Raw genomic sequence first — 15987 nt, 5'->3', positions numbered from 1 at the left:
GGCAATAAAATGCCCGGACGGATCGCGCCCGGGCATCGGGCACCACAAGGGCCGGTTAATGGCCCAAACAGCGCAGAGTTGGTCCTTTCCGCCCGAGGCCGGCCGGAAAGGAAGTCGGCAATTTAGATCTTGCCAACCAGGTCCAGCGAAGGAGCCAGAGTCTTCTCGCCTTCCTTCCACTTGGCCGGGCAAACCTGACCCGGGTTGGCGGCGGTGTACTGAGCAGCCTTCAGCTTGCGCAGAGTTTCGGAAACGTCACGAGCGATCTCGTTGGAGTGGATTTCCAGAGTCTTGATCTGACCTTCCGGGTTGATGATGAAGGTACCGCGCAGGGCCAGGCCTTCTTCCGGAATGTGTACGCCGAAAGCGTTGGTCAGCTGGTGAGTCGGGTCACCGATCAGCGGGAACTGAGCCTTGCCAACGGCCGGCGAAGTTTCGTGCCATACCTTGTGCGAGAAGTGGGTGTCGGTGGTCACGATGTAGACCTCGGCACCGGCCTTCTGGAACTCGGCGTAGTTGTTGGCAGCGTCTTCGATTTCGGTCGGGCAGTTGAAGGTGAAGGCAGCCGGCATGAAGATCAGCACGGACCACTTGCCCTGCAGGCTCTGCTCGGTGACTTCGATGAACTCACCGTTGTGAAAAGCGTTGACCTTGAACGGCTGAACTTGAGTATTGATGAGGGACATCTCTGACTCCTTCTGAGGTTTCTGTGAGGGTTGAAATCTACGGTCGCTATATTAGCCACCTAACGGAAAAAAGCTTATTGATTACGACCATGATATCGATTGAGTGCACCAATCGATGACGCAGCCCGCGCCACAGGCTATCAGTAGCCCTGCTTCAGACCAGGCTGGAATCTATCAGCAGCGCAAGTTTACCGGCGACTTGGTTACCGGCGAGTGTCTCGAACGCCGCCTCATTATCTTGGATCGCAAAACTGCCCTCCAGTTGCGGCTTTAATCGTCCCTCGCCGAACAGCGGCCATACCTGTTGCTGCAGATCACGCAGAAGATCGGCTTTGAACTGATCATCGCGGTTGCGCAGGGTCGAGCCGGTCAGCTGGATGCGCTTGCCCAGTACCTGAGCCAGGTCCAGAGTAGCTTCGCGCCCGCCCATCAGGCCGATATTGATCCAGCGTCCGTCACGCGCCAGCAACTCCAGATTCAGCGCTGCGTAGCTCCCGCCGACCGGATCGAGAATCACATCGAACGGCCCGAAATCATGCAAGGCCTGCAGATCTTCGCCACGCAAGGCACCACCCTGCGCACCGAGCGCTTCGCAGTATGCCAGGCGCTCGGCAGAGCCGACGCTGACCCAGCACGGACTGCCGAATGCCTTGCACAGCTGGATGGCAGCCGAACCGACGCCGCTGGCGCCGGCATGCAGCAGGACTTTCTCGCCGGGGCGCAAAGCGCCGAGCTGAAACAGATTGAGCCAGGCCGTGGCGTATACCTCCGGCACCACCGCTGCCTCGACCAGACTCAGGCCCTCGGGCACCGGCATCGCGTGGCGGGCGTCGAGCACCACCTCCTCGGCCATGCCGCCGCCAGCGAGCAAACAACAGACGCGATCACCCACCTGCCAGGCGCTGCCAGCACCGACTTCGACAATCACTCCGGAACACTCCAGGCCCAGCGCCTGGCTGGCACCTGGCGGCGGCGGATATAGCCCGGCACGCTGCAACAGATCGGCCCGGTTAAGCCCAGCGGCCGCCACCTTCACGCGAATCTGCCCTGCATCACAGCTCTGCGCCGGTTGCTCCAGCCACTCTGCACGCCCTTCGACGCCTTGCAATGCCTTCATGCTGCCTCCATAGTGCAAGTGAACCGAGCCCAGCGCTGACCGCCGGGCTTTCGCCTAGCGCCAACGGAACCTGGCGCCCTCAAATACGGCCTAATATGCGTTATCACCTGCCACTACGTCGAATCAGCATGAAGCGCTCCCTTGCAAGCACCGCCCTCGCCCTCGTTCTCGGCCTCAGTGCCCTGCCGCTGGCGGCCAAGACCACCACAGCGACCAGTTGGGACTACCTGCAGCCGGATCGCGACCAGGTGATCGCCAGTCTCAACGTAGTGGAGCTGCTGCGCCGCCACCACTACAACAAGCCGCCACTCAACGATGAGCGTTCGGTTCAGATCTATGACAACTACCTGAAGTTGCTCGATCCGTCCCGCAGCTATTTCACTGCGGCCGACATTGCCGAATTCAACCAGTGGCGCACCAAGTTCGATGACCTGCTCAAGAGCGGCGATCTCGAACCGGGTTTCACCATCTATCGCCGCCACCTGACCCGCCTGGAGGAGCGCCTGAACTTCGCCCTGGCCGAGCTGGGCAAGGGCGTCGACAAGATCGACTTCACCGTCGATGAAGAGTTGCAGGTTGACCGCGAGAAAGCCCCCTGGGCCAAGAATCGTGCCGAGCTCGACGAGCTGTGGCGCAAACGCGTCAAGGACGAAGTGCTGCGCCTGAAAATCGCCGGCAAGGAAACCAAGGACATTCAGGAGCTGCTGACCAAGCGCTACAAGAACCAGCTGGCGCGTCTCAAGCAGACTCGTGGCGAGGACGTGTTCCAGGCCTACATCAATGCCTTCGCCACCACCTACGATCCGCACACCACCTATCTGTCGCCGGATAACGCGGAAAACTTCGACATCAACATGAGTCTCTCGCTCGAAGGCATCGGTGCCGTCCTGCAGAGCGACAACGAGCACGTCAAGGTCGTACGTCTGGTGCCTGCCGGTCCGGCCGAGAAAAGCAAGCAGATCGCGCCGGCCGACAAGATCGTCGGCGTCGCCCAGGGCAACGATGAAATGGTCGATGTGATCGGCTGGCGCCTGGACGAAGTGGTCAAGCTGATTCGTGGCCCGAAAGGCTCCACCGTGCGCCTGGAAGTGATTCCGGCCAGCAATCCGCCCAGCGACCAGAGCAGCAAGGTGGTCACCATCACCCGCGAAGCGGTCAAGCTGGAAGAACAGGCCGCCAAGAAAAAGGTCCTGGAACTCAAGCACGAAGGCCGTGACTACAAACTCGGCGTCATCGAGCTGCCGGCCTTCTATCTCGACTTCAAGGCCTTCCGCGCCGGCGACCCGAACTACAAGAGCACCACCCGTGACGTCAAACGCCTGCTCGATGAGCTGCAGGCAGAGAAGGTCGATGGCGTGGTGATCGACCTGCGCAACAACGGCGGTGGTTCGCTGCAGGAAGCCACCGAGCTGACCAGTCTGTTCATCGAACAGGGCCCCACCGTTTTGGTACGCAACGCCGACGGCCGCGTCGACGTGCTTGCCGACGAAAACAAGGGCGTCTACTACAGCGGCCCGCTGGCCGTGCTGGTCAACCGCCTGTCCGCCTCTGCCTCGGAAATCTTCGCCGGCGCCATGCAGGATTATCACCGCGCGCTGATTCTCGGCGGCCAGACCTTCGGCAAGGGCACGGTGCAGACCATTCAGCCGCTCAACCATGGCGAACTGAAACTGACCCTGGCCAAGTTCTATCGCGTTTCCGGCCAGAGCACCCAGCATCAGGGCGTGATTCCCGACATCACCTATCCGGACGTCATGGACACCAAGGACATCGGCGAGAGCGCCCTGCCCGCCGCCCTCCCCTGGGACAGCATCCGCCCGGCGATCAAGCCCGAGCTGGATCCGATCAAGCCGTTCCTGACCGAGCTCAAGGCTCGCCATGACAAGCGCACGGCCAAGGACCCGGACTTCGTCTTCACCCGCGACCGCCTGACCCTGGCGAAGAAGCTGATGGAGGAAAAAACCGTCAGCCTCAACGAGCAGACCCGTCGTGCGCGCCAGGCCGAAGTCGAAGCCAAGCAGCTGGCTCTGGAAAACAACCGTCGTCAGGCCAAGGGCGAAGAGCCGCTCAAGGAGCTGGCCAAGGAAGACGAAGACGCGCTGCCACTGGCCGACGACAAAAGCACACCGGAAGATGACGCCTACCTCGCAGAAAGCGGACGCATCCTGCTCGACTACCTGGGGCTGAACCCGTCGCTCGCGCTGCATTGAGGCGATTCAAGGATCGTCATCAAATCGTCATCGAACTGTCGTGAAATGCAGGGGCCGGTTAAGAACCGGCCCCTTCGTTTTCCGGCAGATCGAGAACATCATGACCGTCACCGAGCAGTTGAGCGCACTGGGCAAAATCCTCGCTCACGGCGACCTCAGCAGCCTGTTCCAACCCATCGTCTCGCTGTCCGAACAGCGTATCCTCGGCTACGAAGCACTGACTCGCGGCCCATCCAACAGTCCCTTGCATTCGCCATTGACCCTGTTCGCCGTGGCCCGCCATGCCGGCCGCCTGAGCGAGCTGGAAATGGCCTGCCGCAAAAGCGCCTGCAAAGGCTTCAGCGCCCTGGGCCTGGAAGGCAAGCTGTTTCTCAACGTCTCACCGGAATCGCTGCTCGACCCCAGTCATCAGCCCGGGCGCACCCTGAAACTGCTGCAGGCATTCGGCATCCCGCCCAGCCAGGTGGTAATCGAACTCACCGAGCAGTCGCCCACCGAAGACTTCACCCTCCTCGACAACGCGCTGCACCATTACCGCGCCATGGGTTTTTCCATCGCCCTGGATGATCTGGGCGCCGGCTATTCCAGCCTGCGCCTGTGGTCGGAGCTGCGCCCGGACTACGTGAAGATCGACCGCCACTTCATCGATGGCATCCACCTGGACGCGGTCAAACGCGAGTTCGTCGGCTCCATCCTGAAAATGGCCGAAGCCTCACGTGCACAAGTGATCGCCGAGGGCATCGAGCTGCCCGAAGAACTGGCCGTACTGACGGAAATGGGCGTCGACCTGGTACAGGGCTACCTGCTCAGCAGACCGCAGGAAAAGCCCCCGCGCGAGGCGCGTCAGTTGCTCCCCCAAGTACAGAGCAACCAGGCCAGCCTCAGCGAAGACAGCCATGACCTCAGCGCCCTGCTCAACGACCAGCTTGCAGTCGACCAGCACACGCCCATCGCCGAGGTACTGGACGTATTTCGCGCCCAGGCCAACCTCAACTCCCTGGCGGTACTGGACGCCCAGCGACAACCGGTCGGCATCGTCCACCGTCACTCGCTGTCCGAAGCGCTGCTCAAGCCCTTCGCCACCGATCTGTTCGCACGTAAACCCATAAGCCGCCTGATGAGCCAGGACTTTCTCGCCGTGGAGCTGACGCAATCGCTGCAAAAGGTCAGCCGCCTGCTCACCAGCCGCGCACGCCAGCGTATCGAGGAAGACTTCATCGTCATCCAGAACGGCCGCTATCTTGGCCTGGGACGGGTGATCGACGTGCTCAAGCTGATCACCGAGCAGAAGCTGCAGCAGGCGCGTCACGCCAACCCGCTGACCCTGCTGCCAGGCAACGTGCCGATCCAGCAGTGCCTGAGCCGCTTGTTGCAGCAGCAGCGCGAAGCGGCGGTGTGCTATGTCGATATCGACAGTTTCAAGCCCTTCAACGATCTCTACGGCTATGCCAAGGGCGACGAGGTGCTGTTGTGTCTGGCGCAGTGCCTGAACGAACGGGTCGATCCGGCGCGTGACTTCGTGGGGCATATCGGCGGGGACGATTTCATGCTGGTGCTTGGTTCGCCAGACTGGCGCGACAAGCTCGGCAAGCTGATCGAGGATTTCCAGAATCAGTGCCGGCGCTTCTACCGCGAGGAACACCTTCAGGCTGGCTGTTTCATCGCCCACAACCGCCATGGCCAGCGCCAGGAATATGCGCTGCTGTCACTTTCGATCGGCGTCGTACACGTAAGAACGACAGACTGCGCGCAGCTCGATGCATCACGCCTGGCAGAACTGGCTTCCGAGGCCAAGCGCCACGCAAAGGCAGTGCCTGGCTACAGCCTGCATATTCTGGAGGGCTCAGCGGCCTGAGCGGCCTTCCCCGTCCGCCATGGTGGCGTAGCGCTCGGCAGCCTGAGGGTCAGCTTGCAAACCCGGAGCGCCCTCACGATAGAGCTGGCTCAGGCGGCCAGCTGCCAGCGGGTGGCCGGCAGCCACGGCCATTTCCCACCAGCGCACGGCCTGCACGGCATCCGGCGCTAGCCGGGTATCGCCCTTCAGCGCCTGTACACCCAGCTGGTAGGCAGCCTTGCCATCGCCGCCATTGGCTGCCAGACGCAACAGCCTCAGCCCTTCCTCGCGCGCGCCAAGGCCATGACCGCGAAACAGCAGGATATGGCCATAGAAACTCTGTGCCGAAGTGTCACCCAGGTTGGCCATACGCCCGTACTGCCCCTGCATCCACTGCCACAGATGCGGCTGACGCAATGCCGCTGGCCAGTGAAACAGGCGCCGTGCCAGCCAGTACCCCAGCCGCGCTCGGGCCTGCCAGAGCCATCTAGACATCGGCGGGATACTCGAATTCGAACACCCGCACCACCTCTGCCGCATGCCAGGATGCTGCCGCCACGCCGTCGGAAGCGCCGCTGAACCGCCCCAGACGCGTCACGCAGTCGAAGAACCCGGTGCGCGGCAGGCGACTGGCGCCTTGACTGATGACCAGTGCGCTGCGCAGCGGTCGCTCGGCACGTGCATCCAGCGCAGCGAGGTGCTCCAACGCGGCAGTCAGGGTTTGCATGGCCGGTGTTGGCAGATCGAGCCGCTCGATCAATGCACGATAGGTGAGCAGATGGCGCTGACGGCGGGCGTCGTCCAGCTCGGTTAGCAACGCCTGCCAGTGTTGGCGACTGATGCGTACGCTCAAGACCAGCCCTCCAGCCCCAACTCCCAGGCTAGCGAGCGCAGGATGGCCGCATCGGGTTGACGCTCACCGCTTTCGATCATGGCCAGATAATGGGGGCTGATGCCGACGCTGCGAGCCAGCGCCTCCGGGCTCAGGCCCTTGGCTTCGCGCAGCGCTCGCAACTGCGCAAGCGGCGCGCGATTGGCTTCAGGCGCCGGTGTGGGCGCAACGGTCGTGGCAACCTCCTGACGCCCCGCGGCCAGCAACAAGGCCTGATAATCGGCCCAGGGCAGCACCGCGTATTCCGGTTCGCCGTCACGGGCAATGATTTGCACACTCATGAGTCTCTCCGTTGGAAAGCAGGGCCGACAGCCTCGACCCCTTCCTTGCATACGGCCATCTTAACAGGCGTGTGCCGCCTGGGGCGTGATCCATGCGGCCAAGGTCGCAGGATGAGGGGTTCGTCCATCCGAGCGAATCGGCAACCCTATCAGCGACTAGCGCAGGAACCTCGGCTGCCCGGCCGATGCGCACGGGATTGGTAATGACAGAAGAAGGCTTCAGGAATGCAGCGGATCGACCCGCTCCGCTGCCGGCAGCTGTTCGATGAGCGCCATGCGCTCGGGGCTCTGCCGGTCACGCCAGGCCCTGAAGGCCTCCAGTTCGCCATGCCAGGTGCGCATGACCCAGGCCAGCACGGCCAGGTCGTCAACGAAACCAACGCCTACCAGCCAGTCCGGAATGGCATCGAGCGGTGCGATGAAGTACAGCAGCGCGGCCACCACCATCAGCAGGGCCTGGCTGCTGATCTGCCGGTACTCGCCCTTGAACCAGGCCAGGCTGAGTGCGCGTAGCAGTTGCACATCCTCCTTGAATGCAGCGAAACGCTGCCCCTGTGGCGTACGCTTGTCGCGCAGTGCTCGCATCAGCTCGGGCAACCTGCCGTCACGGAGAAAGCGGGCAGCCAGCGGCAGGTAACGCGTCAGTCTCCACGGAATTCTCATTCGGCCTCCTCGGCAAGCCAGGTACTTTCTGGGCTTGTCTCGCTTATCCACCGAAGCTGTGGATAAATCTGTGCAAAGTCTTTCGACAAGCTTATCAAAGCCCCGTGCCATGGGGCCTCGGCTTAGATCGGATATTTTTTATACAGCATATAAAATCCATGAAAATCAACAAGTTGCTGATTGACACAAACGCAGCGCAGCTGTAGCGAGGGGTTGTTAGGAATGTTTCCCAGGATGTGCATAAGCGTAACACTCCACCCCCGGCAGCCCTCAGAAACGACAACGCCCCGTCAAGACGGGGCGTTGTACGCAAGTACCAGGTGTTACTCTTCGGTCGGCTCGGCAGCCTGATCCTTGATGCCGATCAGCTCCAGATCGAACACCAGCACCGAGTTGGCGGGAATGGCCGGAGACGGGCTCTGCTCGCCATAAGCCAGCTCGCTGGGGATGTACAGCTTGTACTTCTCACCCACGTGCATCAGTTGCAGGCCCTCGACCCAACCCGGAATCACGCCGCCAACCGGCAGATCGATGGGGCTGCCGCGTGCGACGGAGCTGTCGAACACGCTGCCATCGGTCAGCTTGCCTTCGTAGTGAACGGTCACCACGTCGCTTTCCTTGGGCTGCGCGCCGTCGGTCTTCTTGATCACTTCGTATTGCAGACCGGAAGCGGTGGTGACCACACCTTCACGCTTGCCGTTCTCTTCGAGGAATTTCTTGCCGGCTTCGGCAGCTTCCTTGTTCAGCGCAGTCATGCGCTCTTCGGCACGGTTCTGCAGGAAGGAGAAGGCTTCGATCATGTCTTCGTCCTTGATGCGCGGCTCCTTCTTCGCCAGCGCGTCCTCGATGCCCTGGGCGACAGCCTTGGAATCCAGATCGTCCATGCCCTCTTCGGAGAGGCTGCGACCCATGTTCAGGCCGATGCCGTAGGAGGCTTTCTGCGCCGGGCTCTTGAGTTCGACTTCGCTGGTTTGCGAATCGCAACCGGCAAGCACCAGGCCTACCAGGGCAACCGCCGCCGCCAAACGATGCTGTTTCATGCTTGTTCCTTGTAGATGCGCCCGAAGGCCGTCGAGTGAAAGCGCGAGCTTAGCAGTACGCCGCGATCACTGGCTACGGCATAGGAGCCGAGCAATGCGCATAAGTTCAGGCGAGCAAAGGATTTTTTCGAAGATTTCGGCGAATGCCGAGGCGTTGTCACAGGAGGGGATGAAGCGAGGAGAAGAATGGCGCAGCGGACGGGACTCGAACCCGCGACCCCCGGCGTGACAGGCCGGTATTCTAACCGACTGAACTACCGCTGCGCGTAACTGCGAGATTGGTGGGTGGTGACGGGATCGAACCGCCGACCCTCTGCTTGTAAGGCAGATGCTCTCCCGGCTGAGCTAACCACCCATTCGCTCTCGAAGTGGGGCGCATTCTAGAGAGCGTTCCTTACCTTGGCAAGCCCCCTTTGCAAAAAAATATACCGCAGCAGCAAGAACTTAGGTGATACCTGCGAATTTTCGCGACACACCGTGGTCAGGGTTGGCCTGAGCTCGTCAGCAGAGAATAATGCGCGCTCTGTGTCGGCGGACCGATCAGCTCACCGTTGCTCGCCCGCCCCCTTCATCCGTCGCTACGCGCCGGCTTTCCCAAGGTGGAAGCCTATCGATGGCGCCACCCCGCGACTTACCTCATCAATGGAGAGTCACCCGCTCATGTGGTTTCGTAACCTGCTGGTCTACCGCCTCACCCAGGACATCCCTTTCGACGCCGAAGCGCTGGAGACCGCACTGGCCAGCAAACCGGCACGCCCCTGCGCCAGCCAGGAACTGACCACCTACGGTTTCACCGCCCCCTTCGGCAAGGGCGCCGATGCGCCGCTGGTGCACGTCAGCGGCGACTTCCTGCTGATCGGTGCACGCAAGGAAGAGCGCATTCTGCCCGGCTCGGTGGTGCGCGACGCGCTGAAGGAAAAGGTCGACGAGATTGAAAACACGCAGATGCGCAAGGTCTACAAGAAGGAGCGCGACCAGATCAAGGATGAGATCGTCCAGACCTTCCTGCCGCGCGCCTTCATCCGCAAATCCGGCACCTTCGCCGCCATCGCGCCGAAGCAGGGCCTGATCCTGGTCGACAGCGCCAGCGCCAAGAAGGCCGAAGACCTGCTGTCCACCCTGCGTGAGGCCATCGGCTCGCTGCCGGTACGCCCGTTGTCGGTGAAGATCGCTCCGACCGCGACTCTGACCGACTGGCTGAAGAATCAGAGCGCCGCCGAAGGTTTCTTCGTACTCGATGAGTGCGAGCTGCGTGACACCCATGAAGATGGCGGCGTGGTGCGTTGCAAGCGACAGGACCTGACCAGCGAGGAAATCCAGCTGCATCTTTCCACCGGCAAGCAGGTCACCCAGCTGTCGCTGGCCTGGCAGGACAAGCTGTCCTTCGTGCTCGACGACAAGCTGACCATCAAGCGCCTGCGTTTCGAAGACGTGCTGCAGGAGCAGGCCGAACAGGACGGCGGCGATGACGCCCTGGCTCAGCAGGACGCCAGCTTCATCCTGATGATGATGACCCTGGTGGAGTTCCTGCCGGAGCTGTTCACCGCACTGGGCGGAGAAGAGATTCCGCAGGGTATCTGAAACGGTCGAAAGCAGGACGCAGTTCAGTAGGAGCGTCGCCCCGTCGCGAATCAGGGCGGGACACGCTTAGATGAAGCTTCGCCCCGAGGCGGGGCTCTACAAAGAGCGGCTTTGCGGGCCTCGTCGGCGCCCGGCGAGTAGCCTGGATGCAATCCGAGGCTCTTGCACCAGCGATTCCCGGATTTCATCCGGGCTACTGGCGCCTGCCTCAGACCAGCGACTCGAGGCTCTCGGTAAAGGCACTGGCGCCCTGCTCCGCCGTGCTGAAGTTGTGACGCATGAAAGCGAACAACTCGCGCCCGCAGCCCATTGCCGGAGCCGGCCTGGCCGCCGTCTCACGTGCGGCGAACTCAGCCTCGTCGACCTGCAGCGTCAGCTGCCCGCTCTGACCATCGACACGAATCAGGTCGCCATCGCGCACCCGCGCCAACGGCCCGCCATCGAAGGCCTCCGGGCAGACGTGAATGGCCGCCGGGATCTTGCCCGAGGCACCGGACATGCGCCCGTCGGTGACCAGCGCCACCTTGAAACCGCGATCCTGCAACACGCCCAGGTAAGGCGTCATCTTGTGTAGTTCGGGCATGCCGTTGCTGCGGGGCCCCTGGAAACGCACCACGGCAACGAAATCGCGCTCCAGCTTGCCGGCCTTGAACGCCTCGACCAGCTCCAGCTGATCCTCGAACACCAGCGCCGGCGCTTCAACCACCTGATGCTCGGGCGCCACGGCGGACACCTTCATCACGCCACGACCGAGATTGCCCTGCATCAGGCGCAGTCCGCCTTCTGCCGAGAACGGCTGCGCTATCGGACGCAGCACGCTTTGCTCCAGGCTCTCGGTCGGTCCATCGCGCCAGACCAGCTCGCCATCCTCGAGGAAGGGCTCTCGGGTATAACGCGACAGGCCTCGGCCGGCCACGGTATTGACCTCTTCGTGCAGCAAGCCCGCCTCGAGCAGCTGACGGATCAGGAAGGCCATGCCGCCGGCAGCCTGGAAATGGTTGATGTCGGCCTTGCCGTTGGGATAGACATGGGCCAGGGTCGGCACCACCTCGGACAGGTCAGCCATGTCCTGCCAGGTCAGCAGGATGCCGGCAGCCCGGGCGATGGCCGGCATGTGCAGGGTATGGTTGGTCGAGCCGCCAGTGGCGTGCAGGGCGACGATGGAGTTGACCAGACAGCGCTCGTCGACGATCTCGCCGATGGGCATGAAATTCCCGCTTTGCTTGGTCAGCCGCGTCACCTGCTGCGCGGCTTCACGGGTCAGCGCCTCGCGCAGCGGCGTGCCGGGATTGATGAAGGAAGCGCCAGGAAGGTGCAACCCCATCACCTCCATCAGCAACTGATTGGTATTGGCGGTGCCATAGAAGGTGCAGGTGCCCGGCCCGTGGTAGGCCGCCATTTCCGCCGCCAGCAGCTCGTCGCGGGTCGCCTTGCCTTCCGCGTAGCGCTGGCGCACGTCGGCTTTTTCCTTGTTGGACAACCCCGAGGTCATCGGCCCGGCCGGCACGAACAGCGATGGCAGATGGCCGAAGCGCAACGCGCCCATCACCAGGCCCGGCACGATCTTGTCGCACACCCCCAGGTACAGCGCGGCATCGAACATGTTGTGCGACAGCGCCACGGCGGTGGACATGGCGATCACCTCGCGGCTGGCGATGCCCAGCTCCATGCCCGGTTCGCCCTGAGTGACGCCGTCACACATGGCCGGTACGCCACCGGCGAACTGCCCGACCGAGCCCAGCTCGCGCAACGCCTGCTTGATCTGCTCGGGAAAGGCCTCATAGGGCTGGTGCGCCGACAACATGTCGTTGTAGGCGGAAACGATGGCCACATTGGCGGCATCCATCAGGCGCAGGGTCTGCTTGTCGTGACCACTGCAGCCGGCCACGCCATGAGCGAAGTTGGCGCATTGCAGCTTGCCCCGCTGCGGACCTTCGCTGGCAGCTGCACGGATCATCTGAAGGTAGCGCTGACGCGTGGCACGACTGCGCTCGACAAGACGTTCGGTAACTTCGACAACGCGGGGATGCATGGGAAATCTCCAGGCTAGCTTCTAGCTTCTGTTTGTATTTACAACAAAATACTGCCATCCAACGGGCTTGATTTCTATAGCGATGGGAATAATCTTGTAATTACAACAACAAATTCACGAGACCCTCACCATGACACTACGAATCGCCATCAACGGCTTCGGCCGTATCGGCCGCAACGTGCTACGCGCACTCTATACCCAGAATTATCGTCAGCATCTGCAGGTCGTGGCGATCAACGATCTGGGCGACAGCACGATCAACGCGCACCTCCTGCAATATGACAGCGTCCACGGCCATTTCCCCGAAGAAGTGAAAGTCGACGGCGAAAGCCTGTGGATAAAGGGTGATCGCATCGCCGTCAGCGCCATTCGAAACCCGGCCGAGCTGCCCTGGAAAACCCATCAGGTCGATGTGGTGCTCGAATGCACCGGGCTGTTCACCGAACGCGACAAGGCAGCCGCGCATCTCGCAGCCGGCGCGCGCAAGGTATTGATCTCCGCACCTGCCAAAGGCGCCGACGCCACCGTGGTGTACGGCGTCAACGAACAGGTGCTGACGCCGGACATGCAGATCATCTCCAACGCCTCCTGCACCACCAACTGCCTGGCGCCTGTGGCGCAGGTGCTGCAGCGCGAGCTGGGTATCGAACAGGGACTGATGACCACCATCCACGCCTACACCAACGACCAGAACCTGTCCGATGTGTACCACAGCGACCTGTACCGCGCGCGCTCGGCAACCCAATCGATGATCCCGACCAAAACCGGCGCCGCCGAAGCGGTCGGCCTGGTACTGCCGGAGCTGGCCGGCAAGCTTACCGGCATGGCCGTGCGCGTACCGGTGATCAACGTGTCGCTGGTCGATCTGACCGTGCAGGTCAAGCGCGAAACCACCGCAGAGGAAGTCAACGCCCTGCTCAAGGCCGCCAGCGAGCAATCCCCGGTTCTCGGTTACAACGCTCTGCCGCTGGTGTCCTGTGATTTCAACCACAATCCGCTGTCATCGATCTTCGACGCCAACCACACCAAGGTCAGCGGCAAGCTGCTCAAGGTCATGGCCTGGTATGACAACGAGTGGGGCTTCTCCAACCGCATGCTGGACAACTGTCTGGTCCTGGCCCGCCTGCACTGAACAGGAGGCTCGATGAGCCGTATCAGCTTCACCCGCGCCGAGCTGCCGGCGCGCAAGCGCATCGCCCTGGTGGCGCACGATCACTGCAAGGGCTTTCTGCTGGACTGGTGCGAACGCCAACGTGACAAGCTGGCGCGCCACGAGCTGGTGGCCACCGGCACCACCGGCCTGCTTCTGAGCAAACGCCTGGATTTACCGGTGGAGAGCATGATCAGCGGCCCGCTGGGCGGCGACCAGCAGATCGGTGCACGCATCGCCGAACAGCGCGTGGACATGCTGGTGTTCTTCTGGGACCCGTTCGAGCCGCAGCCACACGATCCCGATATCAAGGCACTGCTGCGCGTGGCTGCGGTGTGGAACATACCGGTGGCGTGCAACGAAAGCAGCGCCGATTACCTGCTCAGCAGCAGCCTGCTGGAACAGCAGCACGAATATCGCATCCCCGACTATCAGGCTTATCTGGCAGCACGCGGCTAATGGCTGCCGCACTCGGGCTGCAGGCCAGGCGTGAATCAAGTCCTCAAGAGCGACACCCGATCCCCTTCAGGAGGCCGAGTGGAATCGCCGCGTAAGGGGTTGAGCGACATGGATGACGCATGAGCTGCGATGGGCCAGGGATGGCCCTTCGCAGCGTGCCCCTGGAGTGGTGGTGGAGCGAGGGAACCCCGGCGCAGCCGGGGCCGGATGGTGGGGTGCCCTTCTCTTTGGTTACTTTCTCTTGGGCAAGCAAGAGCTACGAAGCGCAGCGAAGTAACAGCCGCAGGCTGACCCGAAGGGTGAGCGCAGCGAATCAAGTGACTCGCCCGTAAGGGGCGAAACCAGAACGCACTGTATCCACAATAATAAACCTACCTCTGAAGCGGCCCCTTCGTCGAAACAGGGACATTTCTAGAAATCCACCTTGCCCCGCCCCGCCTTGATCGCCCCGCGTTTGCTCTTGCCATCCAGTCGGCGCTTTTTCGAACCCAGGGTCGGCTTGGTCGGGCGGCGCTTCTTTTCCACCTTGCCGGCGCTGCGGATCAACTCGGCAAGACGCTCAAGGGCATCGGCGCGATTCTGCTCCTGGGTGCGATACTGCTGCGCCTTGATCACCACCACGCCGCCTGCAGTGATACGACTGTCGGCAAGCGCCAGCAAACGCTCCTTGTAGAACGGCGGCAACGACGAGGCCTGGCTGTCAAAGCGCAGGTGCACGGCGCTGGACACCTTGTTGACGTTCTGCCCGCCCGCGCCCTGGGCGCGGATGGCGGTCAGCTCGATTTCCTCATCGGGAATATGAACACTGTTGGAGACGATCAGCATGGACAGGATTTCTTGAGGCTCATGGTCATCAGGATACCCGCCACAGCTGTAATCTTTGCTTGAAATTTCCCACGGCATTTGCCGAACGCCTCGGCTAACGTAACGGCCTGTATTTTTTCGGACGCACTCGATGGACTCCATAACCCAGGCGGTACTCGGCGCCAGCATCCAGGGCGCGCTGCTCGGCCGCTGGCAGGGGCGCAAAGCCCTGCTCTATGGCGCCACGCTGGCTACCCTTCCCGACCTGGACGTGGTCATGGATTACGGCGATGCCGTGGCGAACATGACCTACCACCGCGGCTTCAGCCATTCGCTGTTCGTTCTAAGCGGCCTGGCCCTGCTGCTGACCTGGCTGATCAGGCGCTTTCGCCGACATCCGGGCTACTCAACCAACCGCCTGTTGCTGACGCTATGGCTGGTGCTGATCACCCATCCCTTGCTGGACGCCTTCACCAGTTACGGCACCCAGCTGTTCTGGCCGCTGATGCCGACGCCCACGGCCTGGTCCAGCCTGTTCATCATCGACCCGCTGTACACCGTGCCACTGATCGCCGCGGTGGTGATCAGCCTGTTCACCGGGCTGCGCGAGCAGAGCTGGCGAGTCCCAGCCGTCGCTCTGGCTGTTTCGACCCTGTACATCGGCTTCAGCCTGGCCGGCAAGTTCATGGCCGAACAGCGCGTGGAGCGCGAACTGGCCCGTCAGGGCATCCAGGCCGAACAACTGTTCGTCACGCCAACGCCTTTCAATACCCTGCTGTGGCGGGTCGTCGTGCTGGACGGCGAGGACTATCACGAAGCCCTGATCGGCTGGTTCGATGACGAGCCGCCGCAACTGCAGCGCCTGCCACGCGGTACGCACCTGCGTGAACTGCTGGCGGACTCGCCCATGCACCAGCGCCTGGAGTGGTTCACCGGTGGCGTGCTGCGTTACGACCTGGCCGGCGAGCACCTGATCGTCACCGACCTGCGTCTGGGCATGACTGGCTTTCACCCCTTCCGTTTCGACTTTGCTCACCGGCAGGACGGCCAGTGGCGAATCCATGAGCGTATCGATCGCCTACCTTTCGCACGTGGAGAAGTCGAACACCTGACCCTGCTGTTCAAGCGCATCTGGCAGCCTGAGCTAAAGGTTCCACTGCTGGCTTGGGCCAGCGAGTTGCAGAAACCGCTTTTGACTGAGACTCGCTCGCACTGAGAGGTTAATATCGGCGTCCACT

The 15987-nt window shown here is 62.2% G+C and carries 15 protein-coding genes and 2 tRNA genes; 6 read left to right on the top strand and 11 right to left on the bottom strand.

Annotated features, from left to right (window positions below; translation table 11 throughout):
* Window positions 1-122 precede the first annotated feature (122 nt).
* Both ahpC and GYB81_RS02560 read right to left on the bottom strand, forming a co-directional pair.
* On the bottom strand, window positions 123-686 hold the full coding sequence (gene ahpC, locus GYB81_RS02565) for an alkyl hydroperoxide reductase subunit C (protein ID WP_013714489.1): 564 nt from the start codon (window positions 684-686) through the stop codon (window positions 123-125).
* A gap of 154 nt (window positions 687-840) precedes the next feature.
* Window positions 841-1803 carry a zinc-binding dehydrogenase gene (locus tag GYB81_RS02560; protein ID WP_161864499.1) on the bottom strand — a complete coding sequence of 321 codons (963 nt, stop codon included), beginning with the start codon at window positions 1801-1803 and terminating at the stop codon, window positions 841-843.
* Between the two features lie 128 nt (window positions 1804-1931).
* Between GYB81_RS02560 and GYB81_RS02555 the strand changes: the two genes are divergently transcribed.
* Window positions 1932-4013, top strand: coding sequence for a carboxy terminal-processing peptidase (locus GYB81_RS02555; RefSeq protein WP_161864500.1), 2082 nt, complete (start codon window positions 1932-1934; stop codon window positions 4011-4013).
* Window positions 4014-4113: 100 nt separating this feature from the next.
* Window positions 4114-5868, top strand: coding sequence for a bifunctional diguanylate cyclase/phosphodiesterase (locus GYB81_RS02550; RefSeq protein ID WP_161864501.1), 1755 nt, complete (start codon window positions 4114-4116; stop codon window positions 5866-5868).
* On the opposite strand, the gene GYB81_RS02545 is transcribed toward GYB81_RS02550, so the two are convergent.
* From GYB81_RS02545 to GYB81_RS02515, 7 genes are all read right to left on the bottom strand, one after another.
* A complete protein-coding gene (locus GYB81_RS02545) occupies window positions 5857-6342 on the bottom strand; it encodes a tetratricopeptide repeat protein (RefSeq protein ID WP_161864502.1) in 486 nt (161 codons plus the stop codon). The genes GYB81_RS02550 and GYB81_RS02545 overlap by 12 nt on opposite strands.
* On the bottom strand, window positions 6335-6700 hold the full coding sequence (locus tag GYB81_RS02540; RefSeq protein ID WP_013714484.1) for a hypothetical protein: 366 nt from the start codon (window positions 6698-6700) through the stop codon (window positions 6335-6337). Before GYB81_RS02540 ends, GYB81_RS02545 begins: the two co-directional genes overlap by 8 nt.
* Window positions 6697-7020 (bottom strand): helix-turn-helix domain-containing protein, encoded by a 324-nt coding sequence (locus GYB81_RS02535; protein ID WP_161864503.1) that lies wholly within the window; start codon window positions 7018-7020, stop codon window positions 6697-6699. The genes GYB81_RS02540 and GYB81_RS02535 overlap by 4 nt, the downstream gene beginning before the upstream one ends.
* Window positions 7021-7239: 219 nt before the next feature.
* Window positions 7240-7683, bottom strand: a complete 444-nt coding sequence (locus GYB81_RS02530) for a YkvA family protein (protein WP_161864504.1) — start codon at window positions 7681-7683, stop codon at window positions 7240-7242.
* Window positions 7684-8006: 323 nt separating this feature from the next.
* Window positions 8007-8723: a BamJ family beta-barrel-assembly machinery protein gene (gene bamJ, locus GYB81_RS02525; RefSeq protein ID WP_013714481.1), complete on the bottom strand. Its 717-nt coding sequence runs from the start codon at window positions 8721-8723 to the stop codon at window positions 8007-8009.
* A gap of 187 nt (window positions 8724-8910) precedes the next feature.
* Window positions 8911-8987: transfer RNA gene (locus GYB81_RS02520), tRNA-Asp, on the bottom strand.
* 15 nt (window positions 8988-9002) lie between these two features.
* A tRNA-Val gene (locus GYB81_RS02515) sits at window positions 9003-9078 on the bottom strand.
* A 305-nt stretch (window positions 9079-9383) separates the two neighbouring features.
* Between GYB81_RS02515 and rdgC the strand changes: the two genes are divergently transcribed.
* A complete protein-coding gene (gene rdgC, locus GYB81_RS02510) occupies window positions 9384-10304 on the top strand; it encodes a recombination-associated protein RdgC (RefSeq protein ID WP_161864505.1) in 921 nt (306 codons plus the stop codon).
* Window positions 10305-10512: 208 nt separating this feature from the next.
* Here rdgC and edd read toward each other — a convergent pair whose 3' ends face one another.
* Complete coding sequence (gene edd, locus GYB81_RS02505) at window positions 10513-12336, bottom strand: phosphogluconate dehydratase (RefSeq protein WP_161864506.1); 1824 nt, start codon at window positions 12334-12336, stop codon at window positions 10513-10515.
* Between the two features lie 130 nt (window positions 12337-12466).
* Here edd and gap point away from each other — a divergent pair, with 130 nt between their 5' ends.
* Both gap and GYB81_RS02495 read left to right on the top strand, forming a co-directional pair.
* Window positions 12467-13468 carry a type I glyceraldehyde-3-phosphate dehydrogenase gene (gap, locus tag GYB81_RS02500; protein WP_024307293.1) on the top strand — a complete coding sequence of 334 codons (1002 nt, stop codon included), beginning with the start codon at window positions 12467-12469 and terminating at the stop codon, window positions 13466-13468.
* Window positions 13469-13480: 12 nt separating this feature from the next.
* Complete coding sequence (locus tag GYB81_RS02495) at window positions 13481-13945, top strand: methylglyoxal synthase (RefSeq protein ID WP_161864507.1); 465 nt, start codon at window positions 13481-13483, stop codon at window positions 13943-13945.
* A gap of 411 nt (window positions 13946-14356) precedes the next feature.
* Here GYB81_RS02495 and arfB read toward each other — a convergent pair whose 3' ends face one another.
* On the bottom strand, window positions 14357-14770 hold the full coding sequence (gene arfB, locus GYB81_RS02490; protein WP_161864508.1) for an alternative ribosome rescue aminoacyl-tRNA hydrolase ArfB: 414 nt from the start codon (window positions 14768-14770) through the stop codon (window positions 14357-14359).
* A gap of 130 nt (window positions 14771-14900) precedes the next feature.
* Between arfB and GYB81_RS02485 the strand changes: the two genes are divergently transcribed.
* Entirely contained in the window at window positions 14901-15965 is a 1065-nt protein-coding gene (locus GYB81_RS02485) for a metal-dependent hydrolase (RefSeq protein WP_161864509.1), read from the top strand.
* Window positions 15966-15987 lie beyond the last annotated feature (22 nt).

It is taken from the genome of Pseudomonas yangonensis, assembly GCF_009932725.1.
GTDB classification, from domain to species: Bacteria; Pseudomonadota; Gammaproteobacteria; order Pseudomonadales; family Pseudomonadaceae; genus Aquipseudomonas; species Aquipseudomonas yangonensis.
The sequence above is the reverse complement of the archived record's forward strand: the minus strand, read 5'-3'. Positions and strand labels throughout refer to the sequence as shown.

Bases quoted from the DNA above. Each gene is read 5' to 3' on its own strand.
- GYB81_RS02495 (WP_161864507.1), top strand. From the start codon at position 13,481: ATGAGCCGTATCAGCTTCACCCGCGCCGAGCTGCCGGCGCGCAAGCGC.
- arfB (WP_161864508.1), bottom strand. From the start codon at position 14,770: ATGCTGATCGTCTCCAACAGTGTTCATATTCCCGATGAGGAAATCGAG.
- GYB81_RS02550 (WP_161864501.1), top strand. From the start codon at position 4,114: ATGACCGTCACCGAGCAGTTGAGCGCACTGGGCAAAATCCTCGCTCAC.
- GYB81_RS02485 (WP_161864509.1), top strand. From the start codon at position 14,901: ATGGACTCCATAACCCAGGCGGTACTCGGCGCCAGCATCCAGGGCGCG.
- GYB81_RS02530 (WP_161864504.1), bottom strand. From the start codon at position 7,683: ATGAGAATTCCGTGGAGACTGACGCGTTACCTGCCGCTGGCTGCCCGC.
- rdgC (WP_161864505.1), top strand. From the start codon at position 9,384: ATGTGGTTTCGTAACCTGCTGGTCTACCGCCTCACCCAGGACATCCCT.
- ahpC (WP_013714489.1), bottom strand. From the start codon at position 686: ATGTCCCTCATCAATACTCAAGTTCAGCCGTTCAAGGTCAACGCTTTT.
- gap (WP_024307293.1), top strand. From the start codon at position 12,467: ATGACACTACGAATCGCCATCAACGGCTTCGGCCGTATCGGCCGCAAC.
- bamJ (WP_013714481.1), bottom strand. From the start codon at position 8,723: ATGAAACAGCATCGTTTGGCGGCGGCGGTTGCCCTGGTAGGCCTGGTG.
- GYB81_RS02535 (WP_161864503.1), bottom strand. From the start codon at position 7,020: ATGAGTGTGCAAATCATTGCCCGTGACGGCGAACCGGAATACGCGGTG.
- GYB81_RS02545 (WP_161864502.1), bottom strand. From the start codon at position 6,342: ATGTCTAGATGGCTCTGGCAGGCCCGAGCGCGGCTGGGGTACTGGCTG.
- GYB81_RS02555 (WP_161864500.1), top strand. From the start codon at position 1,932: ATGAAGCGCTCCCTTGCAAGCACCGCCCTCGCCCTCGTTCTCGGCCTC.
- edd (WP_161864506.1), bottom strand. From the start codon at position 12,336: ATGCATCCCCGCGTTGTCGAAGTTACCGAACGTCTTGTCGAGCGCAGT.
- GYB81_RS02560 (WP_161864499.1), bottom strand. From the start codon at position 1,803: ATGAAGGCATTGCAAGGCGTCGAAGGGCGTGCAGAGTGGCTGGAGCAA.